This window comes from Pseudomonas cichorii, assembly GCF_003700275.1.
GTDB lineage: Bacteria > Pseudomonadota > Gammaproteobacteria > Pseudomonadales > Pseudomonadaceae > Aquipseudomonas > Aquipseudomonas cichorii_B.
The window spans coordinates 1-21,566 of sequence record NZ_RBRE01000056.1; the positions used below are offsets into that span (position 1 = coordinate 1).

The 21,566-nt window shown below is 58.7% G+C and carries 15 protein-coding genes and 1 pseudogene; 9 read left to right on the forward strand and 7 right to left on the reverse strand.

What is annotated here, in order from left to right:
* A partial coding sequence (locus ALQ04_RS14920) for a Tc toxin subunit A (RefSeq protein ID WP_122316522.1) occupies positions 1-4,610 on the reverse strand: 4,610 nt, incomplete at its 3' end.
* Positions 4,611-4,854: 244 nt separating this feature from the next.
* On the opposite strand from ALQ04_RS14920, the gene ALQ04_RS14925 reads away from it, so the two are divergent.
* The 9 genes and pseudogenes from ALQ04_RS14925 to ALQ04_RS14965 all read left to right on the forward strand — a co-directional run bounded on the left by ALQ04_RS14925 (position 4,855) and on the right by ALQ04_RS14965 (position 17,602).
* Positions 4,855-5,601: an amidohydrolase gene (locus ALQ04_RS14925; RefSeq protein ID WP_122316523.1), complete on the forward strand. Its 747-nt coding sequence runs from the start codon at positions 4,855-4,857 to the stop codon at positions 5,599-5,601.
* 230 nt (positions 5,602-5,831) lie between these two features.
* Positions 5,832-6,791 carry a MoxR family ATPase gene (locus ALQ04_RS14930; RefSeq protein ID WP_122316524.1) on the forward strand — a complete coding sequence of 320 codons (960 nt, stop codon included), beginning with the start codon at positions 5,832-5,834 and terminating at the stop codon, positions 6,789-6,791.
* Positions 6,792-6,795: 4 nt separating this feature from the next.
* Positions 6,796-7,740 carry a DUF58 domain-containing protein gene (locus ALQ04_RS14935; protein WP_122316537.1) on the forward strand — a complete coding sequence of 315 codons (945 nt, stop codon included), beginning with the start codon at positions 6,796-6,798 and terminating at the stop codon, positions 7,738-7,740.
* Complete coding sequence (locus ALQ04_RS14940; protein WP_122316525.1) at positions 7,737-8,231, forward strand: DUF4381 domain-containing protein; 495 nt, start codon at positions 7,737-7,739, stop codon at positions 8,229-8,231. The genes ALQ04_RS14935 and ALQ04_RS14940 overlap by 4 nt, the downstream gene beginning before the upstream one ends.
* On the forward strand, positions 8,224-9,282 hold the full coding sequence (locus tag ALQ04_RS14945; protein WP_122316526.1) for a VWA domain-containing protein: 1,059 nt from the start codon (positions 8,224-8,226) through the stop codon (positions 9,280-9,282). The genes ALQ04_RS14940 and ALQ04_RS14945 overlap by 8 nt, the downstream gene beginning before the upstream one ends.
* A pseudogene (locus ALQ04_RS14950) lies at positions 9,279-10,698 on the forward strand (VWA domain-containing protein); the annotation flags it as partial. The gene ALQ04_RS14945 and the pseudogene ALQ04_RS14950, both read left to right, overlap by 4 nt.
* Before the next feature lie 292 nt (positions 10,699-10,990).
* Entirely contained in the window at positions 10,991-12,640 is a 1,650-nt protein-coding gene (locus ALQ04_RS14955) for a BatD family protein (protein WP_122316528.1), read from the forward strand.
* A 76-nt stretch (positions 12,641-12,716) separates the two neighbouring features.
* Complete coding sequence (locus tag ALQ04_RS14960; protein WP_122316529.1) at positions 12,717-13,961, forward strand: exonuclease SbcCD subunit D C-terminal domain-containing protein; 1,245 nt, start codon at positions 12,717-12,719, stop codon at positions 13,959-13,961.
* Entirely contained in the window at positions 13,958-17,602 is a 3,645-nt protein-coding gene (locus tag ALQ04_RS14965; RefSeq protein ID WP_122316530.1) for an AAA family ATPase, read from the forward strand. Before ALQ04_RS14960 ends, ALQ04_RS14965 begins: the two co-directional genes overlap by 4 nt.
* Positions 17,603-17,834: 232 nt before the next feature.
* Here ALQ04_RS14965 and ALQ04_RS14970 read toward each other — a convergent pair whose 3' ends face one another.
* From ALQ04_RS14970 to ALQ04_RS14995, 6 genes are all read right to left on the reverse strand, one after another.
* Positions 17,835-18,533, reverse strand: a complete 699-nt coding sequence (locus ALQ04_RS14970; RefSeq protein ID WP_147466602.1) for a hypothetical protein — start codon at positions 18,531-18,533, stop codon at positions 17,835-17,837.
* Positions 18,534-18,637: 104 nt separating this feature from the next.
* Positions 18,638-18,817 (reverse strand): hypothetical protein, encoded by a 180-nt coding sequence (locus ALQ04_RS14975; RefSeq protein WP_122316532.1) that lies wholly within the window; start codon positions 18,815-18,817, stop codon positions 18,638-18,640.
* 279 nt (positions 18,818-19,096) lie between these two features.
* Positions 19,097-19,279 (reverse strand): hypothetical protein, encoded by a 183-nt coding sequence (locus ALQ04_RS14980; RefSeq protein WP_122316533.1) that lies wholly within the window; start codon positions 19,277-19,279, stop codon positions 19,097-19,099.
* 182 nt (positions 19,280-19,461) lie between these two features.
* Positions 19,462-20,634, reverse strand: a complete 1,173-nt coding sequence (locus ALQ04_RS14985; RefSeq protein ID WP_122316534.1) for a lactonase family protein — start codon at positions 20,632-20,634, stop codon at positions 19,462-19,464.
* A 93-nt stretch (positions 20,635-20,727) separates the two neighbouring features.
* A complete protein-coding gene (locus tag ALQ04_RS14990) occupies positions 20,728-21,012 on the reverse strand; it encodes a DUF5629 family protein (protein ID WP_122316535.1) in 285 nt (94 codons plus the stop codon).
* 173 nt (positions 21,013-21,185) lie between these two features.
* Positions 21,186-21,566: hypothetical protein (locus ALQ04_RS14995; RefSeq protein WP_221033405.1), on the reverse strand; the 381-nt coding region annotated here is incomplete at its 5' end.

A 21,566-nucleotide genomic window follows, 5' to 3' on the forward strand; every position in this document is an offset into this window, starting at 1 on the left:
TCCACGCGATGTCTATACACTGATGCCATACTGCAAATCCAACCCACTTTGTAATATTTTTTCGTCATAGCTAATAATTGACCACTTAAAGAAATCTCAATCCCCCCATATTCGGCACTTCGATCCGGATAGACACGAAATCTAGTACCCTCCGACGTAGAAACCATTTCCTCACCGACATGTTCAATATAACACCCCAACACCTGCCTATAATCCAGTCTAAATCTTATCCCTTCAACAGCACCACCTCTCTTATCAACAACTTTCACAACGATATATCGCGAACGCATCCGCCCTAGTAAATCCGGATTCTCCGGATCATAATCACCCTCATTTTCCACTTTAAAATCATACAAAGACAATATTGAATCGACAGGAAACTCAGCCGACTCCTCGCCCCCACCAACTACCGCCTTTACTGTATGTTTTCCCACTTCAAAAATTGAACTAAACCGAGCCAAACCATCAACATCCGTATAAGTGGTTGCAACGAGCAATTCATCAACCATCCATTCAACCGGAAAACGCAATATAGGCTTAACTCCCGATTTAAGCCATACAGAAAATACAACAGGATTAGAACTACCTACTACGAATTCGGCACTGCTTGCCTCATACCGATCAATCATTACTGGTGGGTGAATTATTGTTTGCTCACTACTTTTATCCTTGACCGGATCACCAGCACTGACCGTAACAACGACCGCTCCCTCTTGATCAGCCATGAATCCTGCACTGGCAATACCACGATCATCCGTCTTGCTTGTTGTTCCCAGCACCTCACCGGCATCAGCACTCCAGGTAATATCTCTTCCCACAACCGGTGTACCATCCAGTTCGACAAGGCTGCACACCACCTCGGATTCGATGCCCGCCACAACGCTAATGTTGAACCGAACATATTGAAAATAAGGAATACTGACAAACTCAACAGGAGCAAACTTCCAGTAACGGCCATTTTTATAGTGTGCAACAACCTCGGACTCGCCCGCTGGCCGACTACGCAATTCTGCCAGCGTGATACCCTGCTGATCAGTATAAGTCTGAAAACGCTTAAACTCGCCCAGAGTAGTTCCCCACTCTACAGCCCGATCAATACCTTTATTTTCATAGTCATCCATCATCGTGACGGAGAAATAAATGGCCTCAAGGTTGTTGGCAAGCGCTTTGGAAGGCTCGTACTCACCTTCAATGAAATGTAACGAGTTTTCGTCACAACCAATCACCACTATAGGAGCCACCAACTGCTCTCCCAGTCCATAGTGAGCGACCATATGGACCATGCCCATCACGTTACCGCTATGCAGCGTGATCGAGGCCTTTCCGTTGTCGTCGGTAATGCTGCTGTTTTGATCCAGATCGCCCAGGTCTGTCGTCCAATTGACCGTTACATCGCTCAACGGCTCATCCATGAAGTCACGCAAAGTAATCGTGTAGGTCGCCAGATCGTTTTCACGCTGGGCAACCAGATACTCCGGGGTCACGGTAATTACACTGGAATGACTTTGGCCGACCTCACCAACTGTGCCAGCAGGCGAAACGTCGGTGAGGCAACTCAATGCCAGTTCCGCTGCCCGACGATAGCTTTCGGTAGACGTTGTCGGGGTCAGATCATGAAGCGCCAACAGCGCGTTGGCGTCCAGCCCGGTGTGTCGGCCGAGCAGGGATTCACTGGCCAGGATATCGAGTTCGCGCAGAGTGAAGATAATGCCTGTGTCAGGATTCAACTGGTGAGCAACCGCAAGCACATCGCGTACGCCCCAACGCAGAAAACCGGCCAGCTTGCTGGCGGCGCTGTCACGTATCAAACGCTTGTCACCCTCCGTCGCGTCCTCCCAAAGGGTGTTGATCAATTGAAAATAGTCGAGCAGGGTGTCTTCGTTCTGCTCACTAAGACGCAAGGCGTTGGCGTACTGAGTCAGGAAATACACGGATTGCAGAGACAATTCGGTATCCGGCAGGCCAAACCAATCGGGGTGCTCAACAAACTGAATGATCAGCGCCGGACTTAACGTAAGGTGCCCGCTGAGCACAGCGCGTTTTGACAGCGCATCCAGGACCAACAAGACCTCGTCACCAATCGCCACATCGGCTGTTGCACTGAAACCGTAGACGCGCAGCACTTCCAGCAGCAATTGATAGCGGTTGCCTTCACTCCAGAACAACAAAGCCTTGGCCTGGTCTGCGGAGGTATTCAGATAAGCGGCGAGGCCCTCCATCAGCAAGGCTTCCTGTGCACCCCTGGCACGCATGACCATATTGGTAATTTTTGGGTGCAACTCCTCGATAGACAGACCCAGTGTCTCCAGAGCATGTTTTACATAACTGCTGAGCGCCTGCTCGAATACCTCTTCACTCTCCCCTCTCAAATACTTCACCAGCCCTTTGGCGGCAGGGTTCGTCGCCCCGGTATCCACAAAGCCACTCAACTCCTTGAACCAGTCGATCGGCTCACTGACATAAACTTCCCGACCATTGGCATCTATTTGCAGGGTTTCCGCCGTACCAGGCGCGCCCACCTGGGCAAAGCTGCTGTCGGTGATCAGCGCAGATCTCAGCCGTGCATGGATTTGCTGCAACAGGTTGTGCTCAGCATCGGTTGCAACGGGTAACGTCAAGGCAGGCAGGGCCAGACGACACAATTGCGCGACAGTCCACTTGTTTTCCTGAAGCCAGGCAGAGCAATCCACCAACGCATGGATAACGCTCAGGGTGTCGGTATTGGCCGAGGCGTAATACGTGGCAATCTGGGTAATACCGGCCAGCTTCGAGGTCAGTTGACTGCCGCCATTGTCCAGCAACTCAAGAAGCGCCAGGGTTTCGATGGTGCTCAGGCCCAGATAGCGTGGCAGCCTGACCAGCCGATAAAAGGCAGAAACCACCTCCCGCGTCCATTGCAGGGGCTCACCGGCCCAGGATTGCTCGACGACCCTGGCAACGAACCGGTACATCTCGTAGGTCAGGCCGAGAGCCGCGCACAGGTGGTCGATTTTCTGCCGTTCGGCCTCGCTCTTTGGCACGACGGTGAAGAGAGAGCCATCCAGAATCAGCGGGATGGAAAACATCGCCTGGCTATTGAATATCCGGTCGAACTGCGACGGCGTCTTGCCGCGGCCATGCACGGCCACGCCATACAGCAGCGCGGCAAAATCCTCCGCCGGAACGTCATAGCGGCTGCGTAGCACCTGAAACAGTCCAAGCGAGCGCAGCGTGTTTTGGGTAATGAGATGTGAGGCTGGCGCCGTGCGCCAAAGGACGGCATCGGTGGCACGCTGCTCGGCTTGTTGCGAAGCGGTCAGCAATTGATCCACATCTTCAAAAGGCAATTGCAGCCACTTCGCCAGACGGATCATCCGATTCATTTGATCAAAGCGCCCGACCAGACAATTGATCAGGCGATGGACAGGTATGCCCTCTTCTTCCGTCGACTGGATGGCTATCGCCGGATTTTGCCCGGAGTTGATATAAACCGAGCCGTATGTCGAACCGTTGACCGGGGTGCCTGGATCCTTGACGTTGGGTGACAGTGAAGGGGCATAAGGTCCCACCGATAACAATGAATCAAGCTGGTCAGTGGTCAGGCCGGTTCGCAGACAGAACGTCTGGGTATCGGTCAGGCTGATGATGTCGTCAGTGCCGAAGTTTTCCTTGAAAAAATCTGTCACCGCCATGGGCCCACTGTCGAGCTTGCCATTTCGGGGGTTGATACGATGCATTCGGGTTGTCTTGCGAGGATCATCAGGTGCCGCTGTGGCCAGATGCGGTGCCTCAACCAACATCCCCTGTTGCACTGGCCCCAGGCCGCTGTCCTGAATCATCGCGGTGTCCGACAGCAGCGAATGCACCCCCGGTTCCTTGAAATACGGATAGGCCGGATCCGCAGCCCGGATCAGATCGCCGGGCAAACGTTGCTTGCGGTTGAGCACGTAATTGATCTGCTGCTGGTAGCGCTCGTAGGGCAACGTAAAGGGGTAACGCGTTTCCAGCATGGCATCGTCCACCGACTTGTCCTGCAGGCTGATGCCATCGAGATAACTGCGGATCGACTTTTCAAGGATTTCATTGGCCAACACCAGGGTCGGCTCAATGCGATTGAGTGCGTTGTGGTCCAGCACCAGTAAGGCCAGATCAGGCCGTCGGGCAGCCAGAGTAATCGCCCGGTCCGGATCGCCGATCTTTTCGATAGCCTGCACTTCCCGATACAGATCGGCCATGTACGCTATCGGCGAAGTAGTAGCTTCAATGGCGTCGGGAGGACAATGGCTGGCCCAGTCGGGGTTGAACATATCGGTATAAGTCGGTGTGTCGACCAGGCCGGTAATTCCGCTACGTAACGCTTGCCGCACCGAAGCCGTCAGCCGCTGTTCACGAAACTGCCGGGCGACCACCGCACTCATGGAAATAGAAGCGGCGTGCATGCTGCGGGCCGTCGATATATGCAGCAGAGGATCGGATTCGAGCAGTTGTGCGGTGCTCGCGCGGGCAATGCTGAACACCGAGGGAAACTGATCACCGAAAACCGCTTGGGACGTTTGGGACTGATTGAATCTTTTCGACAGGATCGCCAGGGCAGAATCTGCCTGGACGACTTTTCCAGCTTCCTTCTTCATGATGGCAACACACCGCGTCATTTCGTCCTTGAAATGGCCACTGCTAAAGACCGCTAATGGAAAAGTGAAGCAGACCCCGAGTGCCTGCACTGACACGGGGCGACCAGTGGCAAGCCCATTCAATAAAGGGTGATAAACGGACGCGGGCGCTGGAGCAGAGAATTCCTGAAAATGTCGGTACATACGTCAGCCAATCGGCAGACCTAAAGGAGTAAGGTTGAGCCTTCGCTATCCGGAGCCTGTCATGCAGCCTATCTTCGATGCCCACTGCCACATCATTGATCCGCACTTTCCGCTCAAGGCCAACAACGGTTACCTGCCCGAGCCTTTCGGTGTCGCCGACTATAAAGCGCAGGTCTCGCCACTGGGTGTCACCGGTGGTGCTGTGGTTTCCGGCTCGTTTCAAGGCTTTGATCAGGGCTATCTGCTCGAAGCCCTGCGGCGTCTGGGACCTGACTTCGTCGGGGTGACCCAATTACCCGCCAGCGTCACCGATGCCGAACTGGAAACCCTCAATGGCTTCGGCGTGCGCGCCCTGCGCTTCAACCTCAAGCGCGGCGGCTCGGAACAGCTGGATCAGCTCGAATCACTGGCCAGACGTGTGCATCAGCAAGTGGGCTGGCATTCGGAGCTGTATATCGACTCCCGTGAGCTGGCTGAAATCGAAACCCGTCTGCGGCACTTGCCTGCGGTCAGCATCGATCACCTGGGCCTGAGTCGTGAAGGCCTGCCCAGCGTGCTGCGGCTGGCCGAACGGGGTGTGCGGATCAAGGCCTGCGGCTTCGGGCGGGTCGACTTTCCGGTGGCGCAGGCACTCAAGGACATTTACTCGGCCAGCCCGCATGCCTTGATGTTCGGCACGGATCTTCCCTCGACCCGCGCACCTCGCGCCTTTCAGGCCAGCGATATCGAACTGGTCCGTGAAGCACTTGGCGACAAGGCCGCACACAAGGTTCTATGGGAGAATGCGGCGAACTTCTATCGACTATAAAAGCCGTCCCAATATGTCATGACGTTGGCAAAATCCTGCACAACGTCGCGATTCCTACATATAAAAGACAAAACAAGTGGGACGATTCCCAAATAAACGCCACCCACTTCCTGAAAGCGCATAAAAAACACTGTAGCGGTTAGTCGATCCCTACCGGGATGGATTAAAGTATCGCCCCCAGCTTCGGTGTCAGGTGACACCGCTGATTACCTTGCCAGGAACCGTCACCGATGGAACATCGTGAAGCGCTGATTGCGCTGCGAACATTTCTTTCAACGCAGATCCTCGGCCAGGAAAAGCTGATCGAACGCTTGCTGATCGCCTTGCTTGCCGATGGCCATATGCTGGTTGAAGGCGCTCCGGGCCTTGCCAAGACCAAGGCCATCAAAGAACTGGCGGAAGGCGTCGAAGCGCAGTTCCACCGTATTCAGTTCACTCCGGACCTGCTGCCGGCCGATATCACCGGCACCGAGATCTATCGTCCGGAAACCGGCAGCTTCGTCTTCCAGCAAGGGCCGATCTTCCACAATCTGGTGCTGGCCGACGAAATCAACCGCGCGCCGGCCAAGGTGCAATCGGCGCTGCTCGAAGCCATGGCCGAGCGCCAGGTCAGCGTCGGGCGCAGTACCTACGACCTGTCGCCACTGTTTCTGGTCATGGCCACCCAGAACCCGATCGAACAGGAAGGCACCTATCCACTGCCCGAAGCGCAACTGGATCGCTTCCTGATGCACGTCAAGATCGGCTTCCCGGACGCTACCGTCGAGCGCAAGATCCTGCAACAGGCCCGCGGCGAAGCACTCAATGGCGAAACCAAACCCGAACGCCGGGTCAGCCAGCAGGCAATCTTTGCCGCCCGCAAGGAAATCCTCGGCCTTTACATGGCCGACGCGGTAGAGGAATACCTGGTGCAACTGGTCATGGCCACCCGCACCCCGGCCAAGTTCGATCAGGAACTGGCCGAATGGATCGGCTATGGCGCCAGCCCGCGCGGCTCCATTTCCCTGGACCGCTGCGCACGCGCCCACGCCTGGCTGGCCGGACGCGACTTCGTCAGCCCGGAAGACATTCAGGCGGTGCTGTTCGACGTGTTGCGCCATCGCATCATCCTGTCGTTTGAAGCAGAGGCTGCCGGTATCGATCAGGACCGTGTCATTCAGCGAATCCTCGACGTCGTCGCCGTTGCCTGACGCCATGCAACCCTACCTGATTTCCCAACCGGGCATTCGTATCAGCCTCAGCGAGCTGATCGAGATGCGTCATCGCGTGCGGGAAGTGCAACTGTTCTCTACCCCAAGCAGACGCAGCCCGCTTATCGGCCTGCACCACTCCAGGCTACGCGGGCGTGGCGTGGACTTCGATCAGGTCCGGGTCTATCAGGCCGGCGACGATGTGCGCAGCATCGACTGGCGAGTCACGGCCCGCACCCAGGAACCGCATACCAAGCTGTTTCATGAAGAGCGCGAGCGACCGATCTTCATCATGGTCGAACAGAGCCGTCGCCTGTTCTTTGGCTCGGGGCTGATGTTCAAGTCCGTGCTGGCAGCCCAGGCGGCCGCCTTGATCGGCTGGGCCGCGCTGGAGCATAACGACCGGATCGGCGGGCTGGTGTTCGGCGACAACGAACACTACGAAATCAAGCCGCGGCGCAGCAAGCAAAGCCTGCTACAACTGCTGAACAGGCTGGTGCGGGTCAACCAGTCGCTGCACACCGAAATCGCCGCCGACCGCGATTCATTTGGTATCGCCCTGCGCCGCGCCCGGGAAGTGCTGCGTCCCGGCAGTCTGGTCATCGTGCTGTGTGACGAGCGCGCCCTGTCGGATGCCGCCGAGCAACAGTTGAGCCTGCTGTCACGGCATTGCGACCTGCTCCTGCTGCCGATTTCCGATCCTCTGGACCGGGCCTTGCCCGCCGCCGGCCTGCTGCGTTTTGCCGAACGTGGCGCACAACTGGAACTCGACACACTCGATCCGGAATTGCGCAAGGCCTATCGCGCCCAGGGTCAGGCGCGCTGCGACCGCTGGGAGCTGCTGGCGAAGAAACTGCGGGTATTGCTCATGCCCTTGAGCACGCAAACCGGCATCGTCGAGCAATTGCGGGACTATCTGGACGCCCGGCGTCCGGTAAAAAACAAATGAACCCTCTGGACCAGTTGCAACCCTTGATCACTCCCGCGCCCGTCGGCTTCTGGCCGCCGGCTCCGGGCTGGTGGCTGCTGATGCTGCTGATACCGGCCGTGGCCTGGGGATTCTGGCGTCTGCGCGTGCTGCTGCCGGTCAAATCCAGCCAGCGGCGCAGCGAACAGCCTCTGGACCCGGTGCGTCTGGCGGCGCTGGCCGAACTGGCCAGCCTGCCCAAACCCTACGACGGCGCTCCTGCCGGAGCCTGGCTGCAACAGATCAATGGCCTGCTCAAGCGCGTGTGCCGCAATCATTATCCGCACAGCCAGAGCCACACCCTCAATGGTCGCAAATGGCTGGCCTTCCTCGACAACCGCTGCCCGGCAGCCGGCCTGACCCGCTGGATGATTCTGGTCGAAGGCGGCTACAAACCCGAATGCAAGCTCGACGACAAGGCCATCAGTGGCCTGACCCAATCGGTCGAAACCTGGATTCGCAAACATGTTTGAGTTCGCCTGGCCATGGGTTTTCGCCCTGCTGCCATTGCCGTGGCTGATGCGCTTTTTGCTGCCGATTGCCGACAGCGGCGAAGCGGCGCTCAAGGTCAGCTTTCTCAACGAACTTGAAGAACTCAGCGGACGCCGGGCCAAGGCCAACCTTCCCGCCTGGCGGCAACGCCTGCCACTGCTGCTGATCTGGCTGTTGCTGCTGGCCGCCACTGCGCGCCCGCAATGGCTGGGCGAACCCCTGCCGATTGCCGCCAGCGGCCGGGACCTGCTGGTCGCCGTGGATGTGTCCGGTTCCATGGACTATCCCGACATGCAATGGCAAGGCGAAGACGTCAGCCGGCTGGTACTGGTCCAGCATCTGCTCGGGGATTTTCTCGAAAGCCGCCAGGGTGACCGGGTCGGCCTGATCCTGTTCGGCAGCCAGGCGTTCCTGCAAGCGCCCTTGACCTTCGACCGACGCACCGTACGCATCTGGCTGGATGAAGCCCGGATCGGCATCGCCGGCAAGAACACCGCCATCGGCGACGCCATCGGTCTGGCTCTCAAACGCTTGCGCCTGCGTCCGGCCAACAGCCGGGTGCTGGTGCTGGTCACCGACGGCGCCAACAACGGCGGACAGATCGATCCGGTAACTGCCGCACGACTGGCGGCCGAGGAAGGCGTGAAGATCTACCCCATCGGCATTGGTTCCGACCCGGACAGCAGCGGCGTACAAAGCCTGCTCGGCCTGAACCCGAGCCTGGATCTGGATGAACCCACGCTCAAGGAAATCGCAGCGCTCAGCGGCGGCCAGTACTTCCGTGCCCGCGACGGCGATGAACTGCGCAGAATCCGCCTCACCCTCGACTCACTGGAGCCGGTTACCCAGCAGCCCACCCAAGCCCGTCCGGCCATGGCCCTCTACCATTGGCCACTGGCTGCCGCATTGCTGGCCAGCGTGTTGCTGGTGCTTCGCGACCTGTGGACCAACAACGCCTTGCAACGAGTGATCAACCAGCAACGTCTGGTACGTCTGCGCAAACGCCTGGAACGCATGCGGAGGCGCAAATGATCGCGCTCTGGCCTCACTGGCTGCGGCCCTGGTGGTTGCTGGTCATTCCGTTGCTGGGTCTGTTGATCTGGCACCTCTGGCACCGGCAAAAACGTGCCGGGCGCTGGCAGATGATCATGCCGGTAGCCTTCCATTCCGTGCTGCTCAGCGGCGGGCGCGGACGCAACAATAAATTGCCGTGGGTGGTTCTGGGACTGGGCTGGATCCTGGCCGTGCTGGCCTTGCTCGGCCCCGGCTGGCAGCGCGTCGAGCAGATCAGCCAGAAACCGGTCGATCCGCTGGTGGTGCTGCTGGAACTGACGCCGCAAATGCTCGCCACCGACAGTTCGCCGACACGCCTGGAACAGGCCAAGCGCAAACTGCTCGACCTGCTGCAAGCGCGCAGCGACTCGCAGACCGCCATCATTGTTTACGCCGGCAGCGCCCACACGCTGGTGCCGTTGTCCGACGATCTGGCCACCAGTCACAACCTGCTGGATGCCATCAAGCCCTCGATCATGCCCCAGGCCGGACAACGTGCCGATCTGGCCGTCAAGAAAGCCCTCGACCTGCTCAAGCAAGGCGCGCTGGGCCAGGGCCGTATCCTGTTGATCGGCTCCTCGTTGAGCGAACAGGAACGCGAGGGCATCGAACAGCTTCTCAAAGGCCAATCGCCGCCCTTGCTGATCCTTGGCATCGGCACTGCCGAGGGCGCGCCGGTAACCCTGGAGAACGGCAGCCTGCTCAAGGATGCCCAAGGTGCGATTCTGGTGCCGCGCCTGGATAACGCCAGTCTCAATGATTTCGCCAACAACCTTGGCGGCAGCTATCGTCAAGCCCGGGTGGACGACGAAGACCTGCGCAGTCTGGGCCTGTTTTCCGGCCCTCAGCACCTGCGCAGCGACGGGCAGATCCTGCATCTGGATACCTGGGCCGATCAGGGCTACTGGTTCCTGTTGCCGTTGTTGATCCTGGCGGCGTGTGCCGGACGACGCGGCTGGCTGTTCTGTCTGCCACTGCTGTTCATGCTGCCCCAGAACAGCCAGGCATTCGAGTTTCAGGACCTGTGGTTGCGTGCGGATCAGCAAGGCCAACGCTTGCTGGAGCAACGTCGTCCGGCCGAAGCCGCGCACCGCTTTGAAGATCCGCAATGGAAAGGCATGGCCTTCTATGAAGCCGGGGACTACGCCACTGCGGCCCAGCGATTCGCCGAAGGCAATACTGCTGCCGACCATTACAATCGCGGCAATGCCCTGGCCCACAGCGGTGAGCTGGAAGCGGCGCTGGATGCCTACGAACAGGCTCTGGAACGCCAGCCGGACTTCCCGGCGGCCCAATACAACAAGGCACTGATCCAGCGCCTGCTGGATCAGGCCAACAAACCCGCGTCCGCGGAAACGGAGCAGGACAAGAGCGAGCAGGACGAGGAAAGCCACGAAGCCCCTCACCAGCAGGCCAACAGCTCGCCGGAAACCGAACAGAACAATCCTCAGTCCGAGGAAGATAACAACAGCGACAACCAGTCGCCGGATGCAGCGGGAAACAATGCGACCAACTCGGCGCAGGACGATGAACAGACCACTCGCCCACCGATCCAGCCTGCCGAAAGCCAGATCACCGGCGAGCGACGCCAGGCACTGGATCAGTGGCTGAGGCAGATTCCCGACGATCCAGGCGAGCTGCTGCGGCGCAAGTTTCGCTACGAACAGCAACATCAGGAAAAGACCCGATGAGTCGTGTGTACACCCTATTGGCCGGTCTGATGCTCGGACTGGTCACCTTGTCGCTACAGGCCGCGGAACTGATCGCCAAAGTCGATCGCACGCGCCTCAATTCCGGCGAGACCGTGGAACTGACTCTGGAAACCACCGATGCCACGCTGTTCGGCAAGCCCGACCTGAGCGCTCTGGATGACAGCTTCGATGTGCGCGGCACCCGCCAGATCAACCGGCTGACCACTCTGGACGGCGGCAATCAGGCCACCACCCGCTGGATCATCACGCTATTGCCCAGACAATCGGGGATTGTCGTGATCCCTTCGCTGCAACTGGGCGAACTGAAAAGCCAGCCGGTCAGCTTGCAGGTGATGCAGAGCGATACCCAGGATAAAGGCAGCAAGCTGGCGCCGATCTTCATCGAGGCCAGCCTGGATCAGGAAAGCGTCTACGTACAGGCGCAAGCGGTGCTGACCCTGCGCATCTATCATTCGGTGTCGCTGTTCGACGACAGCAGCCTGAGCCCGCTGCAGATCCCCGAGGCGCGGGTCGACAAGCTCGGTGATTCGCGCACCTATGAAAAGCTGATCAACGGCGTGCGGCATGGCGTGATCGAAACGCGCTATGCGATCTATCCCCAGCAAAGCGGCACCCTGCAGGTACCGGCGCTGGTGTTCAGTGCAACCCTGGCGCAGACCGGTTCGCAGAATCAGGAAGCCAACCCGTTCGGCCCGCAACCGGGCAAGCTGATGCGGGTCAACTCGGCCAGGATTCCCTTGAACGTCAAACCCAAACCCGCCGACTACCCGGCCGATGTGCCGTGGTTACCCGCACGCAGCGTAAACCTTGAAGAACACTGGAACCCCGAGCCGGGCAACAGCCAGGTGGGCGACTCCCTGACGCGGACCATCATTCTCAAGGCAGAAGGCCTGTCCGGCTCGCAGTTGCCACCGCTGCCGGCTACCCAGGTAGCGGGTCTGAGGCATTATCCGGATCAGCCACAACTGGGCAATCTGGTCAGCGAACGCGGCTTGATCGGTACTCGCGAAGAACGCGAAGCCCTGGTGCCCAATCGCCCGGGTGCCATTGACCTGCCGACCGTGGACGTGACCTGGTGGAATACCCGCGAGGATCATCTGGAGCACAGCAGCCTTCCGGCACGCACCCTGCAGATCAATAACAACCCGGGGCTGGCGGTGGATACGCCGGTCAGCAATGAGTCCAATGGACTGACCGTGATCGGTCCGCCGGTCTGGCCATGGCAACTGAGCACACTGTTTTTCGCGTTCACGACCCTGCTGGCCCTGTTGCTCTGGTGGCGGGCTCGCGGTCAGCCGGCCGTGACCCGCACGGTACAGAGCGGGCCAAGCCCGCGCACCGTGCTGGACGATCTCAAGCGGGCCTGTCTGGCCAACGATCCACATGCGACCCGTCAGGCGCTCGATGCCTGGGCACGCCAGCAGCCGGAAACCCTGGCCGACATGGCCGCCCGCTTCGTGCCGTTGTCCGATGCGCTGGATGGCTTGAATGGCGCGCTGTACAGCGAAACCGGCAAGTTCTGGCTGGGCGAAGAGCTGTGGCGCGCCATCCGCAGCCTGCCCGCCGCCGTACAGATCCAGGACCCGACCGGCGATGCCGGATTGCCGCCGCTTTATCCGAAGTGAGTTTTCGCTCCTGTTGGCGGGAGCGAATTCATTTGCAAAGTGGGGTCACCCATAAATACCGTTTGCAGGTAAATCAATGCGTTTGTTTCACACCTCCGACTGGCATCTGGGTCAGAACCTCCACGGCCAGGAACGGGACTTTGAACACGCCAGCTTTCTGAGCTGGCTGCTGGCCCGTCTCGCGGAGCGCCAGCCCGATGTGCTGTTGATCGCCGGCGATATCTTCGACACGGTCAACCCGCCGGTCAAAGCCCAGGAGCGCCTGTACGATTTCATCGTCAACGCCCACGAACAGCAGCCGCTACTGACCATTGTCATGATTGCCGGTAACCACGACTCCGGCTCGCGTATCGAACTGCCCGCCCCGTTGATGCGCCGCTTGCGCACTCATGCGCTGGGCCGCGTGCTGTGGCTGGACGATGGCGCGCTGGATGTCGAACGCCTGTTGTTGCCACTGCCCGATGCCAAAGGCGAAATCCGCGCCTGGTGCCTGGCCTTGCCGTTCCTGCGCCCGGCCGAAGTCACCGGCGCGACGCTGGGCGACGATTATCTGCGCGGCATTGGCAAGGTGCATGAACTGCTGATCGAAGCCGCCAACAATAAGCGCCAGCCAGGCCAGGCGCTGATCGCGGTCAGTCATGCGCACATGGCCGGAGGCTCGGTTTCCGAAGACTCCGAACGCAGCCTGATCATCGGCAATGCCGAAGCCCTGCCCGCCAGCCTGTTCGGGCCGAGTATCACCTACGTCGCCCTCGGCCATCTGCACAAGCCCCAGCGCGTCAACGGCGAAGAGCGCATCCGTTATAGCGGCTCGCCGATTCCCTTGTCATTCTCGGAAATCGGCTACCAGCACCAGATTCTGGAAATCGACTGCGATGGCGAACAACTGGTCAGTGTCGAGCCGCGCCTGATCCCCCGCGCCGTCAACCTGCAACGCCTCGGCCCTGCCCCGCTGGCCGAACTGTTGCTGCAACTCAAGGACCTGCCGGACATCGACCTGCTGGCCGACATCGACCGCCAGCCCTGGCTGGAGGTGCGCGTGCGCCTCGACGAACCACAGCCGGACCTGCGCAACCAGATCGAAACCGCCCTGCAAGGCAAAGCGGTACGTCTGGTGCGCATCGGTGCCGAATATGCCGGCAGTGGCAGCCGTAACGATGGCGATGAACAGGCCACCCTGATCGAGCTGGACCAGCTCAGCCCGCAGGAACTGTTCAGCCGCGCCTGGGAAGATAACTTCGGCAACGCGGTCGACGAACAGACCCTCACCGATTTCGCCACGCTGCTGCGTGAAGTCCAGCAGGAGAGCGAACAGCCATGAAGATCCTCGCCATTCGCCTGAAAAACCTGGCCTCGCTGGCCGGACCGTTCGAGCTGGATTTCACCGCCGAACCGCTGGCCAGCGCTGGCCTGTTCGCCATTACCGGCCCTACCGGCGCGGGCAAGAGCACACTGCTCGATGCCTTGTGCCTGGCGCTGTTCGGCGCGATTCCGCGACTGAGCAATATCGGCCAGTCCAAGGTTCCGGACGTGGAAGGCGAAATCACCACCAGCGATCCGCGCACCCTGCTGCGACGCGGCACCGGCAGCGGTTATGCCGAAGTCGATTTTGTCGGTATCGATCAGCGTCGTTACCGTGCCCGCTGGGAAACCAACCGCGCCCGTGACAACGCCGCAAAAAAACTCCAGGCCAGCCGCCAGACCCTGACCGATCTGGACAGCGAGCAAATCCTCAGCAACCAGAGCAAACGCGAATTCGAGCAATTGATCGAGCAGCGCCTGGGCCTGAATTTCGAGCAGTTCACCCGCGCCGTGATGCTCGCCCAGAGCGAGTTCAGTGCCTTCCTCAAGGCCGATGACAAGGAACGCAGCGAACTGCTGGAAAAGCTGACCAACACTGCCATCTACAGTCAGCTCGGACGGCGTGCCTACAGCAAGAGCAAGGAAGCCGAAGAGGCTCTCAAAACACTCAACGCCCAGGCCGGCAACCTCACACCGCTTGAGCCGGAGCAGCGTGCCGAACTCGAACAGAATCTGAGCGAAGCGCAACAGCAGCACAAAACCCGTCAGGTCCGACTGCGGCAACTGGAACTCCAGCAGCAATGGCTTACAGAGTTACATCGCCTGCGCGATGAACAGCTCAGCGCCAGTGAAAGCCTGAACAGCGCTCAACAGGACTGGGAAAACCAGCACGGCCAGCGCCAGACGCTCGGCCAACTGGAACGTCTGGGGCCGCAGCGTCATCGCTTTGCCCGGCGGATCGTCCTCGACACCCAGCTCAGTCCACTGGCCGAGCGGATTGCTCAGCATCAAGCCCGGCAAGTCACGCTGCAGACCCAACAGCAGCAACTGGAAGACGCCCGCAGCAGCGCCCACACCCGTTTGCTCGATGCCCAGCAACAACAGAGCGATGCGCGACCGCTACTGCAACAGGCCTTTGAGGCCCAGAACACCCTGAGCCATCTGACTCAGGAACTGACCAGGATCGTCGCACTCCAGCAGCAGGCCGAGCACAGTTGCACGCAGGGCCAGAGCCAGTTGCAAAGCTTGCTCGATCAGCAACAACAGGTGGCCCAGCGTCTGGAGCGTATCGCTCAGCAACTGGAGCAGAGCCACGAACTCGCCCCGCTGGCGCAAGCCTGGAACGCCTGGCGCGACCGGCTGAAATCCTTGACGCTGACCGCCAATCGCCTGAAACACGGGCAAGACGAACTGCCCGCTCTGCAACAGCGCGCCGCCGATGCCGAGCAGCAGTTGCTTCAGCAACGCAGCGATCTGGAAGTGCTGTACCGCGAGGCCGACTCGGAAGCCGAGGCAGTAACCGAGCAGGTCCAGATTCTGGGCAGCCTGTTGCAGGACAACCGCAAGCAGCAGCGCGCCTTTGAAGAACTGACGCGCCTGTGGGCCAGCCAGCAAGAGATCGACCGACTGCTACAGGCGCTCGGCCAACAGCAGCAAGAAGCCCAGCAGGAGCGTGAACGACTCAACGGCGAAGGCATCCGCACGCGGGATGAACTCAAGGTGGCCGAACAGACCTTGAGCGTTACCCAGCAACTGCTGGAACGTCAGCGTCTGGCCCGCAGCGCCAGCGTCGAAGAACTGCGCGAACAGTTGCAGGACGACCAGCCCTGCCCGGTGTGTGGCAGCATCGAACATCCCTGGCACCAACCCGAAGCGCTGCTGCAGAGCCTGACCCGCCACGACGAAAACGAACAGGCCGGCGCGCAGCAAGCGGTCAACGAACTGAAGGAGATGTACACCCGGTTGCGCGAGCAGGTCGGCGGCATCATTGCCCGGCAGAAAGAGCTTATCCGCCAGCAGGAACAACTGACGCTCCAGCAACAGGCTCTGGCACCCGACCTGGAAGCCCACCCCCTCGCCGCGCAGCTACTGGACCGGGATGCCGCGCAACGTGACGGCTGGTTGAAACAACAGCTCGGCCAGTTGGATGAAGTCATCGAGCGTGACGAGCAGCGCCAGAATACGTTGCTCAAGCTGCAAAAGGACGCCGCACACCTGCAACAGCAAGTCCAGGCGGCCCATGAAGCCAGCCAGACCGCCGCCCGGCATGTCACCGACCAGCTCAAGCAACTGGATACGGATCGCGAGCGTCTGGAAGAAGAACTGACCGCGCTGTCGACACTGGTATCGCCTCAGCTTCTCGACAACCTGCGCAACGACGCCGCGAACGCAGTGATGCAGCTTGAGCAGCAAGTCATGCATCGCCTGGATCAGCTTGAACAGCAAGGCGAAGAACAGCAGGAACAGCGCGAGCGCCAGCAGCGGATCGAGAAGGAACAGGTCGAGCAGCAGAGCCGGATCCTGCGCCAGAGCGAATTGCAGGAACAGGTTCAAGCCCTGAGCCAGCAACAGCAGGCCAGCCAGCAGCAACTGAGCGAACTGCTGGGCCAGCATGCCGATGCACAGCAGTGGCAACAGGCACTGGAGCAGGCTGTTGAACAGGCCCGCGAGGCTGAAGTCTCGGCAGGCCAGACGTTGCAGGATGTCCACAATCAACTGATTCAGCTCAGCGCCGAACTCAAGGCCGATCAACAGCAATTGCTGGCGCTGCAACAGGAATCCGGCGAACTCGACGGCCAGATCAGCGAATGGCGCAGCAGCCATCCAGAAGTGGATAACGCCGCGCTTGAAGACCTGCTGACCTACGACGACGCACGCATCGAGCAACTGCGCCAGCAACTGAACCGCAGTGAAAAGGCGCTGGAACAGGCCAGAGTGCTGCTGCAGGAGCGCGAACAACGCCTGCAACAACATCAGGCGCAACACAGCGATATCAGCGACAACGAACAACTGAGCGCCGCCCTGCTCCAGGCCCAGGCCGAATGCGAACTCAGCGAACAGCATTGCGCCGACCTGCGCGCCCGCTTGAGCGAAGACGAACAACGGCGCAACGCCAACAGCGAACTGCAGGCACGCATCGCGCTGGCCACTGGTGAGTATCAACGCTGGGCACGTCTGGCGGCGCTGATCGGTTCGGCGGAAGGCGACAAATTCCGCAAGATCGCCCAGGCCTACAACCTCGACCTGCTGGTCCATCACGCCAACGCCCAGCTCAAGCAACTGGTACGCCGCTATCGCCTCAAGCGCGGCGGCAGCATGCTCGGCCTGCTGGTGCTGGACACGGAAATGGGCGACGAACTGCGCTCGGTGCACTCGTTGTCCGGCGGGGAAACCTTCCTCGTCTCACTGGCCCTGGCCCTGGGGCTGGCGTCGATGGCATCGAGCACACTGCGCATTGAATCGCTGTTCATCGACGAAGGCTTCGGCAGCCTGGACCCCGAATCCTTGCAACTGGCCATGGACGCGCTGGACGGCCTGCAGGCACAAGGCCGCAAAGTCGGCGTGATCTCTCACGTACAGGAAATGCATGAGCGCATTCCAGTGCAGATCAAGGTGCGTCGACAGGGGAACGGGTTGAGTACGATAGAGGTGGGGAATTGAGGTTTTGCTATTCGCAAATGACGGATGGTTGTTAGGCTTTGTACGTGCTCGGTGATGCTGCGTTAAAAACAGGCTCGGAATGCTCATTTACGATTCGTAAAGTCGAGCGCGACTCCGACCGTTCCTCGCCTGTTTTTGCCTTGCCTGACCTTCGCTCGCCGACTTTTCGTACAGAGCCTAATCCGTCAGATAGTTAAAGCTCACCATCAGTCTGCCTGGCAGTGATGTTTTTTTACTTCATTACGTATGCATCAGTCTTGTCATGTACTTCTTTATTGATAGATTTCCAATCCTTCAGGAGGTCATAAGAAAAAAAGGATTGAATGAGCAACCCTGACTGACTGTAGAAAGATGTCCTGCAAGTGCCGTTTTTTCTGGAAGAATCTTTTGACCAGACAATCCAGCAGAAGAACTCTGTCGGGGGCGTGGTGTTGTCTGATCCCCGGGTTTGATAAATATAAGTCCGGGAGACGTCTGTAAAAGACGGGTCGTTTACAGGGTATTCAATCAAGTCCAGGTCTGTGCGTTCGACTGGCGTGCCTGTCTTTTCAACAGACAACAGGCTTACCCTCTGAGCAGGGTTTCCCTTCGTGGAGATCTCTGTCCTGATCATGTGCTTTTCCCCTTTACCTGCCGGCCCCGCTCTGGGGGGAGTAAAGAGAAATCCCATGTTGAAGTACAGGGTCAGCATGTCGGCCTTTGCGGCCTGAATGACGCCAGCCGTGTACACATCGAACTCTACATCCCGAGGCAGACGGAAAGTTGAACCTGCGACTTGTATCGTATTGGATTTGCCCTCGATAACTCCGTGTGCGGTTCGGTACTCGGGAGTATTGGGCTTTGGCGCTTCTTTGTTACAGGCGACAAGCAGCAAGAACAGGGGCATGAAAGCAAGACAGCGGCAGATCCTTGCATATGCGTCGTGAGGCATCAGAAATCCCTTGGCTTGGTCCTGAATGTATCTGCGCATCGGTGATGCAGCGTTGGACACATTTCGTACAGAGCCTAACCGAATTCATTCGCTAACAACACCAATCACGAAGCTCTTTCCTGTGAATCCGCAGCCACTACCAGCGCAGGCGCAGCCGCTTCATAGCTACGGGTTTTCAGGTGCGGGTTCATGCTGGTGATTGTCACCACGGCAATAAAGACTACATAAAGCGAGATGGCGATATAGGCGCCCTGTTTGATTGAACCCAGAATGGCAGTGGCCATGTTTGCAGCTCCATAGTGTTTTGCATGGCCAACAGGATCGTCGATACCGGCTGTATTGAAAAACCATGGATATGCATAGCCACTATCAATTTTGTTGATGAGTGAATAACAAGGATCATTTCTTATCAATACTCACGCATAAAAATCCCCCGTTACTCACAAAGTAACGAGGGATTCGGTAAAAAGCTCGGGCCACAGTAGTTGCCTGGTCTGCCGCGCAATGGACAGTGGTCGCAAAAACCTGTGTGAGCTTGTGAAAGCGGTCAGTGCTATCAGTACTTACTGCGCGGTCTTATGGTCCAGCGCGACATGGAAATTGGCACTTTGTTGCAGGTATTTGGGGGTGTAAGTCTGGGTGGCGTGGGCTTTCTTGTCAGTGACTTCAACACTGGCGCTGGCCGGAAGAACAACCGATGCCGAAATAGCCGATGCTGCAATGATGGAAAAGATATTGAAGTTCATGTCGTCACCCTCGGTGGTATTTATCCATGCACGTCTGGATTCAAGTGGTGGCCGCTGTGGCCTTGACTCAAACTTACGCCCGGGGCTGCTGATTCAAAAATCTTTTATGCCACTAACTCATATCATCTGGATTAATAGTTGCTCAAGCCCACGCAAACCGCGGGCCTGAGCCATTGCTGCAATCAATCGTCGGTCAGGAAATGCAGATCCGAAGGCGAATCGAAATCGACTTTCTGCACCGTTTCTCCGAGCATGCCGGTCTGAGGATCGCGGCGCAGCGTGACGATCTGGTTGCTCTTCTGGTTGGCAATCAGCATGAAGTTGCCGCTCGGATCGAAGCTGAACTCACGTGGTTCAGTCCCTTCCACCGAACGACGCTGTAGCTCTTCGAGCGCGCCTGTGGTCGGATCGATGCGGAACACCAGCAACTGGTTGGCTTCACCACGGTTGGCGACATACAGGAAGCGGCCATCGGGTGAAGTATGCAGCCCGCCAGCGCCATTACGCTGCTGCACGCCCTGGTTTTTCAGGTCGACCAGTTGAGTCTGCTTGAACTCACCGTCCAGATAGTCGAACACCGCGACCTGAGCCGACATTTCCAGAACCAGCCAGGCATGCTTGCCCTCAGGGCTGAACAGGATATGTCGTGGTCCACTGCCCGCGGGCAACTGCACCGATGGCGTACTGGCCGGCTGCAAGGGTCTGGCCTGACTGCCGTCGTAGCGATACACGAACAACTTGTCGGCCCCCAGATCGGCAGCGACTACATACTTTCCATCGGGCGTCGGCACCGCCGCATGCACATGAGAAGACATCTGGCGCTCCGGGTTGACCTCGCTGGCCCGATTAGGCCCGGCCACCTGAACCACCTCCTGAAGCTTGCCGTCCTTGCCGACCGGCACTACTGCCAGCGAGCCGCCCGGATCGGGGTGGACCGCATAATTGGAAACCAGCAGAAAACGCCCGTCAGCACTCAGACTCGAATGCGTGGGCTCTTCGCCCTGGCTCTTGACCTGATTGATGGGCGTCACCTGATGGGTCTTGGCAGCAATGGCAAAACTGCTGACCTTGCCCACCACATCACTCTGCCCCGGCCCGTTCTCGTTGACCGCATACAGGTAGCGGCCATTGCTGGAAACCGTCAGCCAGGAAGGATTTTCAGCACGAATGACCTGGCGCGGCGCGGTATCGATCTTGCCCGTCTGGGTGTTGAAGCCGAAACGGTAGATCCCTTCACTCTTGCCCTGGGTATAGGAACCCACCAGCAAATCGGTATCGGACATGGTCTGGGCCTGAACAGGGAAAACACTGAGTGCACTGGCAAGCGCCAGCCACGGCAAAAACGCAGGAGTCATAGGGGCATTCCTTTCTTGTTTGAAATTATGGGTGCCGACTACGCGACAGTCGGTGTAAGACACCGCTGTCGCTCAAGTAGTTTTATCGCCGGATCAATCCTGCTCGCTTTCGTCTTCATCGCCCGGCGTAAAGGCATCGAGGCAGACGATACGATGATCGGCATTACCATCGTTGATGACCCAGCTTTGCAGGCTTTCATCGAAGCTCGCCGCCTCGATCTGCGCCAGGCTGAAGCGCCATACCTTGCGCTCGCGGCCATCCATGCACTCGATATTCAGATCATCGGCCAGGGAAAACTCCCAGGCGTGCAGACCGTCGATTTCCAGCATGGTAGAGGCTTGCAGGGCAGCCAGCAGGGTTGGGGGTGTGGTGGTCATGAGAGGATATCGGCCTTTGTGAAAAGGCGAATGATAGGGCAAAAGGGGGCTAGGCCGAAATTAAAGTGTCAACTTATCGGATGACTACAAGACGGTCATCAAGCCCCTGTTCTTGCCGTATAAAGGCGCATGATGTGCGCAACAAGCATGGTTCTATTCGATCTTTCCGGCCTCTACTTGACGGGTTTGATCACTCCGTTATCAATCGAAGCCACCTTGTCGATGGGCACTTTAATTTTCCGTCCGGGCGAAGTGATACTGTCGAGAACTGCCAGCCCTGTCTGATAATCGACCAGCGCAAGCAAACCATGCTGAGGCGCCTGAGTCCCGCAGAAGTCAGCGGGTATTACAAGTTCAGTCTCTTGCGGGATTCGAGAGAATGCAGTCTCCAGCTCCAGCCCCAGCCCATTCACGGTGTCGTTGTACCATTGTTCCCCATTCCAGAAAATAACATATTGCATCTCTGGCGGTGCCGATCTGAGGGAATAGGCATCCCATGGCTCAGCCCCATTGACGGATATAATATTGTCTCTTATACACATCTCTGGTTTTGC

Excerpts from the sequence above, each read along its gene's own strand:
- ALQ04_RS14975 (WP_122316532.1), bottom strand. The coding sequence starts at position 18,817 with ATGGCCACTGCCATTCTGGGTTCAATCAAACAGGGCGCCTATATCGCC.
- ALQ04_RS14955 (WP_122316528.1), top strand. The coding sequence starts at position 10,991 with ATGAGTCGTGTGTACACCCTATTGGCCGGTCTGATGCTCGGACTGGTC.
- ALQ04_RS14940 (WP_122316525.1), top strand. The coding sequence starts at position 7,737 with ATGAACCCTCTGGACCAGTTGCAACCCTTGATCACTCCCGCGCCCGTC.
- ALQ04_RS14930 (WP_122316524.1), top strand. The coding sequence starts at position 5,832 with ATGGAACATCGTGAAGCGCTGATTGCGCTGCGAACATTTCTTTCAACG.
- ALQ04_RS14970 (WP_147466602.1), bottom strand. The coding sequence starts at position 18,533 with ATGCCTCACGACGCATATGCAAGGATCTGCCGCTGTCTTGCTTTCATG.
- ALQ04_RS14985 (WP_122316534.1), bottom strand. The coding sequence starts at position 20,634 with ATGACTCCTGCGTTTTTGCCGTGGCTGGCGCTTGCCAGTGCACTCAGT.
- ALQ04_RS14980 (WP_122316533.1), bottom strand. The coding sequence starts at position 19,279 with ATGAACTTCAATATCTTTTCCATCATTGCAGCATCGGCTATTTCGGCA.
- ALQ04_RS14965 (WP_122316530.1), top strand. The coding sequence starts at position 13,958 with ATGAAGATCCTCGCCATTCGCCTGAAAAACCTGGCCTCGCTGGCCGGA.
- ALQ04_RS14945 (WP_122316526.1), top strand. The coding sequence starts at position 8,224 with ATGTTTGAGTTCGCCTGGCCATGGGTTTTCGCCCTGCTGCCATTGCCG.
- ALQ04_RS14960 (WP_122316529.1), top strand. The coding sequence starts at position 12,717 with ATGCGTTTGTTTCACACCTCCGACTGGCATCTGGGTCAGAACCTCCAC.
- ALQ04_RS14990 (WP_122316535.1), bottom strand. The coding sequence starts at position 21,012 with ATGACCACCACACCCCCAACCCTGCTGGCTGCCCTGCAAGCCTCTACC.
- ALQ04_RS14935 (WP_122316537.1), top strand. The coding sequence starts at position 6,796 with ATGCAACCCTACCTGATTTCCCAACCGGGCATTCGTATCAGCCTCAGC.
- ALQ04_RS14925 (WP_122316523.1), top strand. The coding sequence starts at position 4,855 with ATGCAGCCTATCTTCGATGCCCACTGCCACATCATTGATCCGCACTTT.